The sequence below is a fragment of the Desulfogranum marinum genome (assembly GCF_016918565.1).
In the GTDB taxonomy this organism is placed as follows: domain Bacteria; phylum Desulfobacterota; class Desulfobulbia; order Desulfobulbales; family Desulfobulbaceae; genus Desulfogranum; species Desulfogranum marinum.
This window is the reverse complement of the sequence record NZ_JAFFQD010000045.1, coordinates 19,590-36,813: the sequence shown is the minus strand read 5'-3', so window position 1 is coordinate 36,813 and position 17,224 is coordinate 19,590. Positions and strand designations below refer to the sequence as shown.

The 17,224-nt window shown below is 47.9% G+C and carries 14 protein-coding genes; 8 read left to right on the top strand and 6 right to left on the bottom strand.

Annotated elements, in window-relative coordinates; genetic code table 11:
• Positions 1–412: 412 nt before the first annotated feature.
• The 6 genes from JWH17_RS19505 to JWH17_RS19480 all read right to left on the bottom strand — a co-directional run bounded on the left by JWH17_RS19505 (position 413) and on the right by JWH17_RS19480 (position 5,897).
• Entirely contained in the window at positions 413–1,033 is a 621-nt protein-coding gene (locus JWH17_RS19505) for a LysE family translocator (RefSeq protein WP_205224347.1), read from the bottom strand.
• A gap of 706 nt (positions 1,034–1,739) precedes the next feature.
• Entirely contained in the window at positions 1,740–2,555 is an 816-nt protein-coding gene (gene queF / locus JWH17_RS19500) for an NADPH-dependent 7-cyano-7-deazaguanine reductase QueF (protein WP_205224345.1), read from the bottom strand.
• Between the two features lie 78 nt (positions 2,556–2,633).
• Complete coding sequence (queC, locus tag JWH17_RS19495; protein ID WP_205224344.1) at positions 2,634–3,296, bottom strand: 7-cyano-7-deazaguanine synthase QueC; 663 nt, start codon at positions 3,294–3,296, stop codon at positions 2,634–2,636.
• Between the two features lies 1 nt (position 3,297).
• On the bottom strand, positions 3,298–3,924 hold the full coding sequence (locus JWH17_RS19490) for a 7-carboxy-7-deazaguanine synthase QueE (RefSeq protein ID WP_332468457.1): 627 nt from the start codon (positions 3,922–3,924) through the stop codon (positions 3,298–3,300).
• On the bottom strand, positions 3,917–4,330 hold the full coding sequence (locus JWH17_RS19485) for a 6-carboxytetrahydropterin synthase (protein ID WP_205224343.1): 414 nt from the start codon (positions 4,328–4,330) through the stop codon (positions 3,917–3,919). Before JWH17_RS19485 ends, JWH17_RS19490 begins: the two co-directional genes overlap by 8 nt.
• Positions 4,331–4,697: 367 nt before the next feature.
• A complete protein-coding gene (locus tag JWH17_RS19480; RefSeq protein WP_205224342.1) occupies positions 4,698–5,897 on the bottom strand; it encodes a putative sulfate/molybdate transporter in 1,200 nt (399 codons plus the stop codon).
• 217 nt (positions 5,898–6,114) lie between these two features.
• On the opposite strand from JWH17_RS19480, the gene JWH17_RS19475 reads away from it, so the two are divergent.
• The 8 genes from JWH17_RS19475 (at position 6,115) to JWH17_RS19440 (ending at position 17,224) form a co-directional block, all read left to right on the top strand.
• On the top strand, positions 6,115–6,480 hold the full coding sequence (locus tag JWH17_RS19475) for a hypothetical protein (RefSeq protein WP_205224341.1): 366 nt from the start codon (positions 6,115–6,117) through the stop codon (positions 6,478–6,480).
• An 866-nt stretch (positions 6,481–7,346) separates the two neighbouring features.
• A complete protein-coding gene (locus JWH17_RS19470) occupies positions 7,347–9,353 on the top strand; it encodes a sigma-54-dependent Fis family transcriptional regulator (protein WP_205224340.1) in 2,007 nt (668 codons plus the stop codon).
• A gap of 356 nt (positions 9,354–9,709) precedes the next feature.
• The gene (locus JWH17_RS19465; RefSeq protein WP_205224339.1) at positions 9,710–10,732 is read left to right on the top strand and encodes a molybdopterin-binding protein; all 1,023 of its coding nucleotides are present in this window, start codon (positions 9,710–9,712) and stop codon (positions 10,730–10,732) included.
• A gap of 48 nt (positions 10,733–10,780) precedes the next feature.
• On the top strand, positions 10,781–13,501 hold the full coding sequence (locus tag JWH17_RS19460; RefSeq protein ID WP_205224338.1) for a molybdopterin-dependent aldehyde oxidoreductase: 2,721 nt from the start codon (positions 10,781–10,783) through the stop codon (positions 13,499–13,501).
• Between the two features lie 108 nt (positions 13,502–13,609).
• On the top strand, positions 13,610–15,880 hold the full coding sequence (locus tag JWH17_RS19455) for a pyridine nucleotide-disulfide oxidoreductase/dicluster-binding protein (RefSeq protein ID WP_205224337.1): 2,271 nt from the start codon (positions 13,610–13,612) through the stop codon (positions 15,878–15,880).
• Complete coding sequence (locus JWH17_RS19450; protein WP_205224336.1) at positions 15,877–16,086, top strand: DVU_1557 family redox protein; 210 nt, start codon at positions 15,877–15,879, stop codon at positions 16,084–16,086. The genes JWH17_RS19455 and JWH17_RS19450 overlap by 4 nt, the downstream gene beginning before the upstream one ends.
• Complete coding sequence (gene trsM, locus JWH17_RS19445) at positions 16,083–16,793, top strand: DVU_1556 family methyltransferase (protein WP_205224335.1); 711 nt, start codon at positions 16,083–16,085, stop codon at positions 16,791–16,793. Before JWH17_RS19450 ends, trsM begins: the two co-directional genes overlap by 4 nt.
• A complete protein-coding gene (locus JWH17_RS19440) occupies positions 16,790–17,224 on the top strand; it encodes a DVU_1555 family C-GCAxxG-C-C protein (protein ID WP_205224334.1) in 435 nt (144 codons plus the stop codon). Before trsM ends, JWH17_RS19440 begins: the two co-directional genes overlap by 4 nt.

Here is a 17,224-nt window from a genome sequence, read left to right as displayed (position 1 = left end):
ACAAGCTTCACAGCTTCTTCTTTGAATTCATTTGTGTAGTTACGTCTTTTTCGTTTGGTCATGAATTACCTCCTCAAGAATTGTTATTTCACTCTTAAGAAAGTGTCCATAAATTCCTACCACATCAGTTAGGGGATAACTAAAAACAAGAGTGAGGTATTAGGCTCAATCCGAACCATTTTAACAAACTATACTCATAGATCCCTCTGCCCAGGGATGGTTAAGTGGAATCCTCGTAGGTTAAGCTGCCATGGAGAAGGTTAACAGAAGACAACTATCCGTTTGCTTCAGATTTTTCCTGTCCAGGTGTTGCGGTGATTTTTTTGAAAAGCGCCGCGTGGAAAATCAACAGCGGCTTGGGCGAACAAGAAGAAGATTAAGTGTTAGTACTTATTCCACCTGTTGATCTATTTTAACCGTGAAGGGCGAGATAAGAACCAGCTCCTATCATAATTCCACCTGATGTACGGTTGAGGCCTTTTACCGCCTTTGTAGAGGTAAAGAATCGTCTTGCAGAAGAGGCACATGTTGCAACCGTCATAAGTCCCACCATAAGCCCTGAAAGGGTTATACCTGAAGCCAAAACTATGTCAGAAGGCGTCAAGCTATTGAGGTCCATAATCGTTGGCAGAAAGGCTATATAAAAGAATATCACTTTGGGATTGGAAGCTGAGATTAAAAAACCCTGCAATAGGCCTTTGGCTACTGTAAAAGCACCATCGTCACGATTATTTTTTAGAGATGCTTCAGGAGAAGCGCTCCACATCTTCCACCCTAGATAAAGAAGGTAGAAGGCACCGACAATGCGGATAAACATGAACAACCCAGCCCATTGTTCAGCAATGACGGCAAGACCAAAGCACGCAAGAACTAGATAGATGACATCGCTTACAGCCATACCTAGTGACATGCTGACACAAGGTTTAGCCCCTGAAGCAAGAGACCTTGCTAAAAGGGCAAAGACGCCAGGTCCCGGGGTTATGGCAAAAACAAAAATAATGAAAAAAAATGATATTGCACTTTCTAGTGACATGAAGGACCTCCCTTAAAACAATTATCGTGTTTTTTATACAGCCTTCTATCTTATTTGCAAATAATCTTTGTGCAGCTTTTCATCAAAACAGCTCATTTATTGTTTGGGGGAATACTCCATGGATATATGTAAGATTGCCATGGTGAAGATCTGAAAAAATCTCAAACACGCCCATTATAGGTTTTTCCTGTGCATGACCCGTGCTGACAGGTAGTGTCGCAGTTCTATATTCTCCACAGGTGTATTACTTCATACCCTGTATAATTGACGGCCTGACCGCCCCCCTTTCAGCACAGAAGCAGGCGGTGAGGCCCTCTGGCAGGTTACGTCGCCATCTTACCCGATGGAAAAGAGAAGTGGTTGAAGATGCCCCCTCTGACAACTGCTAACGGGCATAAAGATAGGCCTTCCTGGGTCAGTTTGATGTTTTGCAGAAATTGCTGATAAGGTTAAACCAAACGCCAAATGGCCTATCTGCTACCGTTTTCGGTACTAAAATCCGGTTCATTTTCCCTTCATCAGAGGGTAATTTCGGAAATGGACAGTGGACATGTTCAGTTTTGAGCATGGTCTTGTAATCGAATCTTTAAAGTGGCAATATTAATGGCTTTGCCTGAAGCGCTCTTAAAGATAAGGAAATTTCAAAAGTATGATTTTGCCTCAACCAGAAAAATTTTCCTTTGTATCCACCTAGCGAGAGGACGTCTTACTGGCGGGCAAGCCGGCCTATGTTTGCAAATCCATTTTCGGTAGAACGGTAGGGGTTAATGTCAATCCCTCCTCTTCTGGTGAAACGCGCATAAACCAGCAAACGATCAGGTTTGCAGCGAGACATGATGTCAATAAAAATTCTTTCAACGCAGTTCTCGTGAAAGCCTGTATGGTGCCGATATGATATAAGATAGACCAAAAGACTTTCCTTTACGATTTGTTGGCCGTGATAGTTTATTACAATTGTGGCCCAGTCGGGCTGTCCTGTTACGGGACAATTGGTCCTTAAAAGATGCGAGTGGAGGCTTTGTTCTACAACCTCCTCATCTGTTTCCAAAAGACTCGGATGTATATGGTAGTGGACAATGTCAACATCCAGCCCATCAATGCACTCTCCTTCAGGTTGCGCAATCCGTAATAACTCAAAACGTTCCGGTGGTATCAGATGAACTTCAACCTGTTCGCCCGCAATCCGGCTCAGGTCTTTGGCCATGGTTTCCTGCACGATTTTTTCAGATTCAAACGGGGTCTGATTAAAGGAGTTGCAATATAATTTTAACGACTTGGATTCGATAATATTAGGAGTTGTACAGGGAAAGATAATCTTACCCACTGCTACAACAGGTTTTCCTTTTTTGTTCAGCCAGGAGAGTTCATAAGCGGTCCATCGATCTTCACCATAAAAAGGAAGTTCTTCGTGCAGACCAAGTTTTTGTCGGGCTGGTCCCCGCGCTACAGGGCACAACTGCCCTGCATCATACGTGGTTGAATGGGTGACTGTTTTACCAAGGGGAAGATCTTTTGTTACCATGCTATTCTCTGGTTAATAATGAACGCTTGTTTGTTGATTTTGATAGTGGAAAGCCCGTAATGAATTCAATTCATTTCGTCACTGATTTTGGTATATCGTCGGGTCCATTCCCTCGCTGTGACGGAGGGCATACTTTCGTTCGTCACAAGCACCGCAGGTACCACAGTGGATTTCTTCACCTTTATAGCATGTCCAGGTCTTGGTAAAATCCAACCCAAGTTTTCTGCCTAAATCTCCTATCTGTCTTTTATCGATGTCAGCATATGGAAATACCAGGCTTACCTGTTTGTCAGTTCCAATCAGAACCGCTTCAGACAAAAAACGGTTGAATTCGGGGCGACAGTCAGGGTAGATGAAATGATCTCCCGAGTGGGAGGCCAAGTATACCTCGCCAGCCCCCACCGATTCAGCAAAACCTGCCGCGATTGAAAGCATTATTCCATTTCGAAACGGAACGACGGTAGACTTCATATTCGCCTCCTGATACGAACCATCAGGAATATCCTCACCGGATTGCAGGAGACTTGAGGAAAACAACTCATCAATAAATGAAAGCTTAATAATTTGATGAGGTACGGCTTTTTCCTGACAATACGCAGCAGCCATAGGGAGTTCCTGGCAATTGTGTTTGGAACCGTAATCAAAACTGATGGTTTGAACTTGTTTTCCCTGTTTGAGCAAGTCGGTCAGAAGAACGGTTGAATCCATGCCGCCTGACAGAACCAGGATACAATCGGTCATTTTATACTCCACGCTTGTTATTAAAGGTTAAAACATGCAGCCTGGGAGAAAAGTGAAAGCCATTCTCGAGACAAAAACTCCAGGTATCTTCAAATTTATCTAACTGCTCCTCCAGGCTTATACCTTTCGGCATGATAAAAACTAACTCGGGAGAGATATTATGTCGTTGAATGAACGTTTTAATAATGTCAAAATCATAGTCCACTACAAACTTGAACACCTGGGCTCTCTTCAGGTTGATTTCGTCGAACACCCAGCGGTCGTCCAGATACTTGGGGGAACAGACTGAAAAACCTTTTGTGTCACAAGGGATTTCAATTTTACCACTGGTTTCATATTGAACCCTATACCCTTGACCGAGAAGCCGTTTTTCTAATTGTTTCAACCCGTTGTGCCATTGAAGAAAAGGCTCCCCTCCGGTAACCACTATCAGGCTTGTGTTAAAACCTGTTAGCTTACGGTAAGCGGCGTCGAGGCTCATTGAATGTCCGGTGCCGCAAGCATACATGGTATCACACCATGGGCAGAGCGGTTCTATGCAACCACTGAATCTGACAAAAACGGCAGGTTGTCCCGAAAAGGGCCCTTCTCCCTGAAGAGAGTGAAAAATTTCCGTAACTTTAAGCACGATATCCCTCTCGGGTCATAGTCGCCCATGAGGTTGGAGTCTCATAAAGAACCACCGATTGGAGCAACACTTCTTTGGAGCTTAATTTTTCGGCGAGTACGGTATAAATATGGGTAACCATATTTTCTGCCGTAACCGGCATATTTTCATACTCTTCCAGCTCGTTTAAGTATGCGTGATCGTACCTGGCAAGGAGTGCTTCTCGGACAAAGGTTTTTAGTTCGGTGAAATTAAGGATCATTCCGTCATCTCGGACAGTACCGGAGACGGTGACTTGAAGGCGGTAGGTGTGACCGTGAAGTTTTGAACACTTACCGTAGATCTGGCGATTTTGTTTTTTTGAAAGGTGATCGGACCATAACCGATGGGCTGCATCAAATTGAAACTCTTTGGTAATAGTAAGCATAGCCACCTGTAAACATAAGTGAGGGAGAATTTGCTAAGGCGGGATTCCACTCGTCCGCCGATTGTAAAATACAAGGAACGCAATTATACACGATCTCCTGTAAAGAAAAAACAATAACAAAGACTCTGGATTAATGAAAGGTGGGTAATATTAGCATTGGCAACATTACCTCCGTTTTCCAGAAATCAAGTTTAAATAATTCCTGTTCATATAATTTCAGTACCTGGGCTTTGGACTTAAGGTTGCCATGTATAATCTGTCTGGGTATGGATGGTTGTCGGGTTACTTCGCCACCTGGTTATATCAACCTGTCAGGTCAATGCTGAGCGACGGCATTTAATGGTTAACTCCTCAACACGCTCCCCGCTTAAATGTTGATTTTGTCCCAGCGGAGCAAGGTGTCAAAGAGGATACCGATCACAAATCCAGCAGCTAGGTTGGATGCCAGAGTGATGCCGACGATCATGATTGGGACAACCATTTCTTTTCTGGACTGCAGGTCCAAAAGAGTCAGGGCCAGTTGTAATCCGGCAAAGATCAGCAGTACGCCTAGAGCAGAAAATGGGATCAAATTGATGAGGGCAACTGCATTGGGACCAAGGAAAAAGACCAGTCCCAGGAAAATACCGCCTATGATGAGGTTTGAACCTGCTGTTCGTGCTCCGAATCGGTATCGTGAGGCAAGGCCGCCGGCACCATGACACATGGGGATTCCACCGATGAAAAAACTACCGATATTGGCAAGCGCCATACTTAAACAAAGGCTCCTATAGGTTACCCGTTTGCCGGTGTCTGGAAAATATTGGCCTGTAAGATCGGCATTGCTGATTATGGCGTTGCCTACGGTCATTGGGAGCTGAGGAAGCACCAGCACAATGAATGCAATGGTAAACTCATCAAGGGTTGGGAGCCCATAGGGCAAGAGGGCGGGGAGAAAAATTCCCAGTTGAATGCGCTCAAGGTTCTCCGGTGCTGAAAAGAGCAGGCCTGCTCCAATGCCGGTGGCCACGACTATGATGGCAGCTGGGAGATGTTTATTGTCAAGCAGCAGAAGTGCCAGCAGTCCCAAAAGTCCGCCAATCAGCCAGCTTAATTGAATCGGTCCAATCGCCTGTACCGTCATATTCGGTTCAGCCATATGTTGGATCAGCTGCATTGGTGATGTGCCTGCCATCAGTTTAACGCCTTGCATAACCAGCATCAGGCCGGTCGCAAGCTGCACACCCCTGATCACTGGTTTTCGTATTATTTTTCCGATGGATGTGATCATGCCGCTTGTGCCGAGAATGAGTAGCAGCAAAAAAATCCACAGACATGATGCCTGGATCTGGCCCACAGATATTCCTGTTGCCAGAGCATAAGAGCTGATAACCTTCATCGGCTCGGCAGGGGAGGTAACCCGGAAATACACCCCAGAGAGAATATAAAAAAGACCGAATCCCAGAAAAACACCAGTGGGGTGCATACCGTTGATCATGATCATGCCGACGGCCAGAGGGAGTATTGTTCCCAGGTCGCCGAGGGATCCTGCAAATTCCATGCGGTTGAACCGAAAGGAGGCAGACATGTATTCCTCTTCTTGTAGAGTATAGGCACCTTGATTTTCAAGCTACCCTGTATACTATGATGAATGTTGATAAAGTAGCGGATAAGATAAAGTACCCTGGGGACATTGTACAATATTTAATCGTTGTGGCAGGTGTAAACAATTGAGAGTAGAAACAATTTGTACGTGTAAGGTGTGGGGAGATTTTTTTAAAGGAACAAAAACAGAGGTGTATTAAATGATTACCTATCTCTATTGGTTTGCCGCTATAGCAGTGGCTATTGCCCTTGTTTATGGTTTTACCGTGGTGGCCAAGAACTGGAAGGCTGGAGCGGTTCTGGCCCTGATTGTGCTCGTTGTTGCTTGGGGAACCTATTATTTCCGACTGCAGCAGGTGTTTGTTAAGCACTATGGCGGGGTTATGACCATTAGCGTTCCCAAAGGGCAGTTGCATCTGGGGGCCACCTGGAAAGATGATAACCTGTGGATTGAGAATTACGACCCTGCCACCAATTCCTGCTATTTTACAGAGTATTCTAAAGGGAACCTGCTCCAGGGGAAGGTTACTATCAAGGACTGTAATCCGATGATGCCGCAGAAGTGATCAACCTAGAATGTCCTGATCTAGTCGCGTAAGAAGGGCAAGGGGGCATGCCCTTCTTACCTAAGGTTATCTTGAAAAATAGCTAAGTCCTCCAACTTTTTTGTTACATCCAAAATTTTATTCTCAAAGGTAAGCGCAGGCCCCGGTAACCTATCTGTGCGGGAGGTCGTGACCGTCCAAAGGAGTAACCCCTTTTTGTTTTACAGAGGGGACTACTCCCAAGCAGTTGAGCTGACTCCGTACACGCAACAAACATTCTTAGTGCTGATTTTCATCAAGTTCAGTTAAAAGCTTCATGGAAAATACGGACTGATTCTTATGGTATCGGTGTGCGTACAAGCTGTCCCCCCCCATACACAGGCAATCCATCCCAAATGCCTTCATCGTGCCAATCAAGACCATCACCTACCCCTTTGTAAAACAACATGCGAGCAGGCCGCGTTGCTTACGGTATTAACGGGGTAATCAGCTCAATAGAATAGCAAGCGATGTTTGAACGGACAGTATTCTGAATTTTTGAGTGACTGAGCAGGGCTGTTTTTTTTTGAAATGCTGTCGGGAAAAGTCATGATAAGTCATTATGAAGAAAAGGATGCTTTGCGATCAGCTATGATGTTATGCTGTTTTTTTATTCGAACTGTGTTGTGTTTCTAACGTGTTGATTAATTAGTTTTTTTAGAGCGAGTGTTGGTTTTTCTATCGAGGAAAAAGTAAAAAAAGTAATGTTTTTTGGTAATGATTTTTAACAGCATCAAGAGGGCTAATTTTATTTTTCGTTATCTCTTTTTTATACGATCGGAAAATAGTTTGCTTTGTAGATCTCCTTTCTTTTGTTGCGATACATTTATGGAAAAGAGGTTCTTGTAATGAGTGCGCGTGTTTTAGGGGCAGAAAAAAACCTCTATGAAAATTGGCAGGCCTTCATAGGCTCTGGTGAACGTAATCTTCCCTTTGTACGAACGCAAATTTTCCGGTCGTGGAATCGATGTGCGGAGGCAGGCGTTGATCCGTTGAACATTGGCCTGCGTGATTGTATCCATGGAGATAAGCTTGCCGTAGCACTTCTGGAGCGTGAGGAGCTTATCAGTGTTGCCCATCCGTTTATGGCGGACCTGTATAGTATTGTCAGCGGAACAGGTTTTGTTGTCGTGCTTACCAATGAGCAGGGATATGTCCTTGAAATTTTTGGAGACAAGGAAGCTTCCAAGGCACCGCTGACCAGTAATTTTTTTATAGGTGCAAGTTGGCAGGAAAAGGATGCCGGTACCAATGCTATTGGCACGGCTTTGGAGGAGCAGCAACCTGTGCAGGTATCTGGGCCTGAACATTTTTGCGAGAAACACCATGGTCTTACCTGTTCGGCTGCGCCAATAGTCGACCCCATTGGCAACCTTATAGGTACATTAAATATTTCCGGTGCATATGAAAGTGCCCACATCCATACTCTTGGGATGGTGGTTGCCGGCGCTAAGGCTATTATTGCTCAGTTACGGATTATTAAACAGAATAATCAGTTGGCACAGGCCAATAAAAAGCTGGTTGATTTTTTTAATATGGTTTCTGACGCGGTCATGATTCTTGATTGCTACGGCGTTATAGTAGAACTCAATCCTGCTGCAGAAAAAATTTTTTGTAAAAAACGGACGGAGTTGGCAGGAATGCCTTTGCATCGTCTGCTCTCAGGCGGCACTGGGGAGAAAGACGTCTGTGCCATCCTCAATTACAGGCGCTCGCGTTCTGAGATTGAGCTAACATTGGAAACAGCGCAAGGCAGTTGCAGGTGCCTTGCTTCAGTTGAGCCCATTATCAACGAGCTGGAAACGTTTACAGGCAGTTTCGTAACATTGCGTCCGCTCAAGGCTGTCCAAAATCTTGTCCATCGATACAGCGGATATTTAGCGTCTCTGCAGTTTAAAGATATTATTGGTGAGAGCCGGGAGATGCAGGAAGCTATTCAGCTGGCCAAACTTTCAGCTAAAAGTTCCTCCAATGTGCTTCTGGAGGGTGAGTCGGGTACAGGCAAAGAGATTTTTGCACAGTCTATTCATAACCAGAGCAGTCGAGGGGCAGCTCCTTTTATACCCCTTAACTGCGGGGCTATTCCAAGGGAGTTGGTAGGGAGTGAGCTTTTTGGATATGATGACGGTGCTTTTACCGGTGCTCGCAAAAGTGGTAAACCCGGTAAGTTTGAACTGGCGTCCGGCGGGACCATTTTTCTTGACGAAATCGGCGACATGCCCCTAGAGCATCAAGCTGTCCTGTTGCGCGTAATTCAGGAGAAGCGACTGACCCGGATAGGGGGTCTTAAGGAGATACCGGTTGATGTCAGGCTCATCTGTGCAACCCATAAAAATCTTTTGCAACAGGTCAGGAATGGGACTTTTCGTCAGGATCTGTATTACCGCCTCAATGTAATGTCTATCACTATTCCTCCTTTGCGAAATCGAAAGGAAGACATTCCGCTTTTATTTAAACATTTTCTCGCTAAGCTCTGTAACGATAGAGGTGCCAGGCTGAGGGTGGACAGCGATCTTATGCATTATCTGTATTCCTACCTTTGGCCTGGGAATGTACGTGAATTGCAGAATGTTGTGGAACGGGCTGCTAATCTTGCCATCAACGGGGTGGTAAGTGTCAACCAGTTACCCAGTGAGATTACCCATAAAAGCTTGCAGGGCCTGCCAGGGGGCATTGCAACGCCTAAGCAGTCGAGTCTTGACCAGCAGCGCAAGCAGCAGCAGGAAAGAGAGAAGCAGCAGCTTCTTCACCTGCTTGATATGCACCACGGGAATGTGAGCAAAGTTGCCAGGGAGCTCGGCGTCTCCCGGAAAACCGTATACAATCGAATGCACCGCTACAATATCATCAACTGACCATGCAGGTAGTGTGAAGTATCTGTAACCTTTTGCTCGCCGATGGGTCACAGGTGCTTCACAGGTGTTTCACACATCTTGCCTCAGGTTTGTTCCCACCTCTTTTTCTTACCCAGCCGTTATAAGCGAAATCCCTTCCTTTTTTCTTTTCTTGGTGAAATTCTCTGCAGATGGATCGAAATTTGCTTATGAAATGCATTGTATATTTTTGGTTATTTTAAAACTTTTTGTATCGTTTTGATAATTTCAAAAAGTATATTTTTTTATTCTTACTAAAAATTACTAAAAATAACACATGCAGCATTCTTGAAGGAGTGTTGGTTGCGTTTTGATGTATTTTTTTAAAGGGGAGGGAAATGAAGGCAATTCCTGTAGAGCAGGCTGTAGGGACTGTGCTGTGTCACGATATTACCCGTATCGTCCCCGGCGAATCCAAAGGGCCGGCATTTAGAAGAGGACATGTGGTAACAGGGCAGGATATTTCAACTCTGCTCGATATCGGTAAGGCAAATCTCTATGTTTATGACCCAAAGGATGGCTATGTCCATGAAGATGAGGCTGCTATCCGAATCGCCTCGGCAGCTGCAGGCCAAAACATTACGTTCGATGGACCTACCGAAGGAAAAGTGACGTTGACTGCCGCTATTGATGGGTTGCTCTCTATTGATGTTGAGGGGCTCACATCACTGAACACCCTTGAGGATATAACTTTCGGCACCATCCATAGCAATCAGTTTGTACGTAAGGGACGGGCACTTGCCGGAACCCGGGTTATTCCGCTGGCGGTTACCGAAGAACTGCTGATGAAAGCTGGAAATATTTGCAGGGCAAGTAAGCCAGTTATTCAGGTGAAGCCTCTCAAGTCCGCGAAGGTCGGGGTAGTAACAACAGGCAGTGAAGTCTATAGCGGCAGAATTAAAGACGGATTCGGCCCGGTACTAAAAAACAAATTTAAGACGCTGGGTTCGACTGTGATTGATCAGATATTTGTCTCTGACGAAGTCGAGATGACGGTTGCAGCTATCCATTCTTTGGTGGCAGAGGGTGCGGATCTGATTGCAGTGACAGGCGGCATGAGTGTCGATCCTGATGATGTAACCCCATCTGCAATCAAAAGCACCGGCGCAGACATCGTTACCTATGGAGCTCCGATTTTTCCGGGGGCAATGTTTTTGCTTGCCTACCTGGGAGGCATTCCAGTCGTTGGGTTGCCGGGGTGTGTGATGTACTACAAAGCCAGTATTTTTGATCTGGTAATTCCGAGGATTCTTGCGGGAGAACAGTTGAGCTGCAAGGATATAGTCGCTTTGGGTCATGGTGGCTTTTGTGAAAGCTGTGACAACTGTCGGTATCCGGTTTGCGGTTTTGGAAAAGCTTGAATGGGTTCAGCCCATTAATGAAATAATTATTAATTTGGAGGAACAGGAATGATCAACAAGGAAATTGTTATTAACGGTATTAATCGGAGCCTGGTTGTCGGGTCCGAGGATACCCTGTCCACGGTAATACGGAACAATTTGATGCTTACCGGCACCAAGGTAGGTTGTAATACCGGGCAGTGTGGTGCCTGTAGCGTCATTATGAATGGCAAAGTAGTGCGTTCCTGTGCCTTGAAAATGAGGCGTGTTCCTGATGGTGCCCAAATAACCACTATTGAGGGTATAGGTACTCCAGATAATCTTCATCCCATTCAGATGGCCTGGATTGCACATGGTGGAGCGCAGTGTGGTTTTTGTACTCCTGGTTTTATTGTTTCTGTTAAAGGGTTGCTGGACACCAATCCCAGCCCTACCAGGGAAGATGTGCGCGACTGGTTTAGCAAGCATAGCAATGCCTGTCGTTGTACGGGGTATAAGCACTTGGTGGACGCTACCATGGATGCTGCCAAAGTCCTGCGCGGTGAGATGAGCATGGATGAACTTGCTTTTAAAATTCCGGAAGACGGAAGGATTTGGGGCACAAGATACCCACGGCCGAGCGCCATTGCCAAGGTTACCGGGACCACCGATTTTGGTGCAGACCTCGGTGTGAAAATGCCGGAGGAAACCCTTAAGTGCGCTTTGGTCCAGGCTGAGGTTTCTCACGCAAAGATTCTGTCGATTGATGTCTCCGAGGCCGAGGCAATGGCTGGTGTGACCAAGGTGGTAACCCACAAGGATATCAAGGGTAAGAACCGCATCACCGGCTTGATCACCTTTCCTACCAACAAAGGTGACGGTTGGGACCGTCCGATTCTCTGTGATGAAAAGGTGTTCCAGTATGGTGACGCCATTGCCATTGTCTGTGCCGAGACAGAAAAAATTGCCAGGGAAGCAGCTAAACTCGTCAAGGTAGAGTTAGAGCAATTACCGGAGTATATGAGTGCGCCGGCAGCCATGGCAGAGGATGCCATGGAGATCCACCCCGGTACGCCCAACGTTTATTTTACTCAGAAAGTCGCCAAGGGCGAAGACACTGCTCCTATTTTTGACGCTGCCGACGTGGTGGTCGAGGGCGATTATTTCACCTCCCGTCAACCGCACTTGCCCATTGAACCGGACGTGGGGTTTGCCTACCAGAACGACGAGGGTAAGCTTTGTATTCACTCCAAGTCAATCGGACTGCACCTGCACCTCTACATGATTGCACCCGGCCTTGGCGTTGAGCCGGAAGACATGGTTATGGTCCAAAATCCAACAGGTGGTACCTTTGGCTATAAGTTCAGCCCGACCATGGAAGCCCTTGTCGGTGCAGCAGCCTTGGCAACCGGCCGTCCTGTATATCTGGGCTATGACTACTACCAGCAGCAGACCTATACCGGGAAGCGTTCGCCTCAGTTCACCAGCGTGCGCCTGGCAGCCGACAAAGACGGTAAACTTCTGGGCATGGAAACAGACTGGACCGTGGATCACGGGCCTTATTCAGAGTTCGGCGATTTGTTGACCATTCGTGGCGCCCAGTACATTGGGGCAGGCTATGATATTCCGGCCATTCGTGGTGAAGGGCGTACCGTGTGCACCAACCACGCTTGGGGTGCGGCTTTCCGTGGATACGGTGGACCTGAAGCAGAGTTCCCATCGGAAGTACTTATGGACGAACTGGCAGAAAAGTTGGGTATGGATCCGTTGGAACTGCGTTACAAAAACGTTTACCGCAAAGGATCCACCACCCCAACCGGTCAGGACCCAGAGGTGTATTCGCTGCCCGAAATGCTCGACAAAATTCGTCCTAAGTATGAGGCCGCCAAGAAAAAGGCCGCTGCCGATTCCACTGATGAAGTTAAGCGAGGTGTTGGTATTGCTGTTGGCGTTTACGGCGCTGGTCTTGACGGGCCGGATAGCTCTGAAGTAGACGCGGCGCTCAATGCTGATGATACTGTTACCATTTTCACCTGCTGGGAAGACCATGGTCAGGGTGCGGACATGGGAACATTGGGTACGGCTCATGAAGCTTTGCGTCCCCTGGGTCTTTCTCCAGACCAGATCAAGTTAGTTATGAACGACACCAGCAAGGCTCCCAACGCCGGTCCGGCAGGCGGTAGTCGTAGTCAGGTCATGACCGGCCAGGCCACGAAAAATGCCTGTGAATTGCTCATTGAAGGCATGAAAAAGGCTGACGGTTCTTTCCGCACGTATGCAGAAATGGAGGCCGAAGGGCTTGATCTGCGTTATCATGGAAAATTCACCGCACCGGCTACTGACTGCGATGAAAACGGTCAGGGCAAACCTTTCTGCTGCTACATGTACGGCGTGTTTATGGCAGAAGTGGCGGTGGATATTGCTACCGGAAAGACCTCTGTGGAGGGAATGACCATGGTGGCCGACATTGGGAAGGTCAACAATTTCCTGATTGTTGACGGCCAGATGTACGGTGGAATGGCCCAGGGTATCGGCCTGGCTTTGTCTGAAAACTACGAAGACATCAAGAAGCACTCCACCATGAGGGGTGCCGGTTTTCCATATATCAAGCAGGTGCCTGATGATATGGAGGTCATGTATGTGGAGACTCCGCGTCCTGACGGCCCCTTCGGCGCCTCCGGTGCCGGCGAGATTCCGCTATGTGCTCCGCATCCGGCAATCATCAATGGAATCTACAATGCCTGCGGAGTTCGTATTAAAGAACTGCCTGCACTGCCTGAAAAGGTACTTGCTGGATTGCAGGCCAAGTAAATCGCTCTGTAAAACACTGTAGAAGTGTATTTTTTATACCGTCCCTCCGGATAGCTGTTCCCCCTTTGCTATCCGGGGGGGTACTTGTTTCAGCCCCAAGGAGCAAATATGGAGCAGAAGGAATTGCGGGCATGGGAAGCCCTCTGTATTCAGGAAGAACCACCGGCTTGTAGAGCCGGATGCCCTTTAAATGTTGACGCTAGATCATTTGCCGCTGCCATGGCAAAAGGCGAATGGAGTTCGGCTAGAGCGATCCTGGAAAAGTCCATGCCGATCGGTGGGATTGTCGCCCGAATCTGTGAAGCTCCATGTGAGCAGTATTGTATAAGAAAAGATCTCGGCGGTGCGATCGCGCTTAGTGCGCTTGAGCGCGTTTGTGTCGTCAATGCTCCTTCGCGGAGGAAGGTGTTTCGTTTGCCTCCTCGTCCTAAGCGAGTTGTTGCTCTTGGTGGCGGACTATCCAGCCTGACGGTTGCCTTTGACCTGGCAAAAAAAGGATACCCGGTCACGGTGTATTTTGGCGGTGAACGGCCGGGAGGCTCCTTAAATTATTTTCCTGAAGAAACACTGCCTCAAGCTGTAGTTAAAGATGAACTGAATCATTTAGAAAAACTAAGCGTTGCTTTTAAGCCGATCGAAAATTTCACCCCGGATTGTATCGCCTCAGCCGACAGCATCTATGTCGGTCAAGATGACATCCTGCCCGAAACGCTCACGGTTCCGATTCAACATCCGGACAGCGCGACCTTCGCTCTTGCTGAACCCGGCTGGTTTACCGGAGGAATGCATGGCAAAGAGCATCGCTATCGGTTCATAACAAACATCTCAGAAGGAAGACAGGCTGCGATTTCCATCGATCGTTATCTGCAGCAAGCTTCCCTTACTTCCGGCCGGGCTGCACTCAGAAACGGTAAAGCCAAGCTGTACACCCGAACCGATCATATTGCTGCTGTTCCAAGAAAAAAGCCGGCTGCCCCTGCAGGGTATACCCTTGAGGAGGCAATAGAAGAGGCTGCGCGATGTATTAACTGCCAATGCTTGGAATGCGTTAATCACTGTAAATATCTCGAGAATTTTGGCGCTTTCCCAAGGGTATATGCCCGACAGATATATAATAACTCGGCAATCGTCAAGGGTACGCATATGGCGAATACGCTGATCAACTCCTGCTCTCTGTGTAGACAGTGCGAGGAATTGTGCCCCAATGATTTTTCCATGGCGGATCTTTGCCTTGAGGCGCGGCAAACCATGGTTCGTGAACAGCGGATGCCGTCTTCGGCACACTGGTTTGCTCTTGAGGAAATGCACTCCGCCCGCACAGAAGGCTCGCTCGTACGGCATGCCCCTGGAGCAGAGACAAGTGATACCCTTTTTTATCCCGGCTGCCAACTGGGAGGGATTCGTCCGCAGCAAACACTACGCTTGTACGAGCGTTTGCTGGAGCTCCAGCCTCTGACTGGGATTTGGCTCGACTGCTGTGGGGCTCCAGCACACTGGGCCGGCAGGAAAGAGGCATTTACAGAGATTGTTCAACAGGTGGAAAAGGTTTGGCAGGAAATGGGAAGTCCTCGAGTGGTGACTGCTTGTTCGACTTGTCTGAAAATGTTTCGTGACCACTTGCCTGCGGTGCCGGTGGAGTCTGTATGGCGTGTACTTGCTGAGCAGGCTGCTGTCGATGGCGATCCTTTGCATGTAATGGCGATCTCTGATCCGTGCACAGCTCGAGATGACGGGGATACCAGGGCAGCGGTGCGAACATTACTCAAAGGACTTGGCAGAGTTGACGCACCTCTTCCCATGTCTGGAAAGTTAACCGAGTGCTGCGGTTTTGGTGGGCTGATGGACTGTGCCAATCCAGCGCAGGCACGCCAGGTGGCAGAGGCAAGAGTCGCCCAAACCGATGCTGAGATCATAACCTACTGCGCCATGTGCCGCGATCAATTGGCAAGGACCGGCAAACCTGTTTCTCATATCCTGGATCTGCTGTTCAGCGACCTGGCTCACCCGGCAGAGGAAAAACCACAGTCTATTTCGGCAAGAAGGATACATCGGCGCCGGCTCAAATCAGCGTTACTGAACAGGTATCCTGCTGAGCAACAGGAAGAAAAAGCAGCCTGGGAAGACGTGGAGTTGATCATACCGGAAACCGTGGCAATGATGATGGAAGAGCGGAGAATTCTGGAAGACGATATCCGAAAAGTGCTCCATAAAGGAGCAAATGGGGGGCAGCATTTTGTGCACGATCAAAGCGGCCTTGCAATTGCCTCTGCTGTACTTGGTGCGGTCACCTTCTGGGTGGAATATACAGTGGAAAAAGATCAATATCGACTGGAACGGTGTTGGAGTCATCGAATGGTGATGAGGAGAGAAAAGGCATGAACCTGAGCTTTTTACCTGCAGACATGAACTGGACATGCCAACCTTGTGGTGAAAAGCTGCAGCCGGGTATGGTTGAGTTGGAATACATGGGCAATGTGTTCAGGGTGGAGCTTCCGGTGTGCCCGAAATGTTCCGCCGTTTTGATATCTGAGGACCTGGCCGTGGGGCGAATGTTGGAAGTGGAGCAATTGCTGGAGGATAAATGAAGCCGCTGTATCTGGCTGATTCTGTCCGTGAAGTACTGGGCAAAAGTCTGCGACCAGGGGGAGAAACGCTCACGCGACGAATGGTGTCGTTGGTCCGTCCTGCAACCGGCGATCTGCTGCTCGATGCAGGTTGTGGTGCCGGGGCGAGTATGATGTTGCTGCGTGAAAGCGATACATGCCGGGTTGTTGGGATCGATTTTGATCAAGGGTTGACAGTAGAAGCCCGGAACAGCGGATTAAATGTTGCTCAGGCCGATATGGCACAATTACCATTGCTAAGCGATAAAGTGGACACTGTATTGTGTGAATGTGCGTGGAACCTCACTGACAAACAACAGGCGTTGGCTGAATTTTTCCGGGTGCTGCGTCCTGGAGGTCTGCTGGCACTGAGTGATATTTATCTTCGTCATCTTGAAGGTCAACAGTGTAAGAGGGCCTGGCCAAATCGCTCCTGTTTCTTCCAGGCAACTGATCTGGAGACCGTGCGGGGGATGGTAAGCAGGGCTGGATTTGAAATTTTGCAGCTGGAAGATCACAGTCAGCTCTTGAAAAAGACTGCGGCAGAGTTTGTTTTTGCCCATGGATCCTTGCAGGGGTTCTGGGAGGCCGTAATGGGCGACAGCAAACAGGCCAAGGCGGCTTGTACAGCTTCGGCAGCCGCCAGGCCCGGCCTTTTTTTGCTTATTGGAAAACGGAAAAAAGCATGAATGAGTATGATTTTGATATCCTTCGGCTTGCAGGTCTTGGGTACTGCTGTGCACAGATTGTTGTACAGCTTGCCTTAGAGGTACAGGGAAAAGAGAATCCGGGGCTCGTTCGCGCCATGTCGGCCTTGTGCCACGGCTTTCCCGACACCACTGGAACCTGCGGAGCGTTAACCGGAGCAGCCTGTCTGCTTGGGTATTATGCTGGTAAAGGAACGCCTGAAGAGGAGGAACATGAGCGGTTTGCCCTGATGCTTGCAGAACTTGGGGAATGGTTTGAGCGCCAATACGGATCGCTTTATGGCGGTATTGCCTGCAGTGACATTGTTGCTGATGGGAAACCGGATACCACCATTTGTGGAGGTCTTGTTTCTGCATGTTATGGCCAGATAATGACGATTCTGGTGGAGAACGGTTTTGACCCGGAAGACTGA

Coding starts and splice junctions, on each gene's coding strand:
- JWH17_RS19470 (WP_205224340.1), top strand. CDS start 7,347: ATGAGTGCGCGTGTTTTAGGGGCAGAAAAAAACCTCTATGAAAATTGG.
- queF (WP_205224345.1), bottom strand. CDS start 2,555: ATGGTAACAAAAGATCTTCCCCTTGGTAAAACAGTCACCCATTCAACC.
- JWH17_RS19505 (WP_205224347.1), bottom strand. CDS start 1,033: ATGTCACTAGAAAGTGCAATATCATTTTTTTTCATTATTTTTGTTTTT.
- JWH17_RS19440 (WP_205224334.1), top strand. CDS start 16,790: ATGAATGAGTATGATTTTGATATCCTTCGGCTTGCAGGTCTTGGGTAC.
- JWH17_RS19450 (WP_205224336.1), top strand. CDS start 15,877: ATGAACCTGAGCTTTTTACCTGCAGACATGAACTGGACATGCCAACCT.
- JWH17_RS19455 (WP_205224337.1), top strand. CDS start 13,610: ATGGAGCAGAAGGAATTGCGGGCATGGGAAGCCCTCTGTATTCAGGAA.
- JWH17_RS19465 (WP_205224339.1), top strand. CDS start 9,710: ATGAAGGCAATTCCTGTAGAGCAGGCTGTAGGGACTGTGCTGTGTCAC.
- queC (WP_205224344.1), bottom strand. CDS start 3,296: ATGACCGATTGTATCCTGGTTCTGTCAGGCGGCATGGATTCAACCGTT.
- JWH17_RS19460 (WP_205224338.1), top strand. CDS start 10,781: ATGATCAACAAGGAAATTGTTATTAACGGTATTAATCGGAGCCTGGTT.
- JWH17_RS19480 (WP_205224342.1), bottom strand. CDS start 5,897: ATGTCTGCCTCCTTTCGGTTCAACCGCATGGAATTTGCAGGATCCCTC.
- trsM (WP_205224335.1), top strand. CDS start 16,083: ATGAAGCCGCTGTATCTGGCTGATTCTGTCCGTGAAGTACTGGGCAAA.
- JWH17_RS19485 (WP_205224343.1), bottom strand. CDS start 4,330: ATGCTTACTATTACCAAAGAGTTTCAATTTGATGCAGCCCATCGGTTA.
- JWH17_RS19475 (WP_205224341.1), top strand. CDS start 6,115: ATGATTACCTATCTCTATTGGTTTGCCGCTATAGCAGTGGCTATTGCC.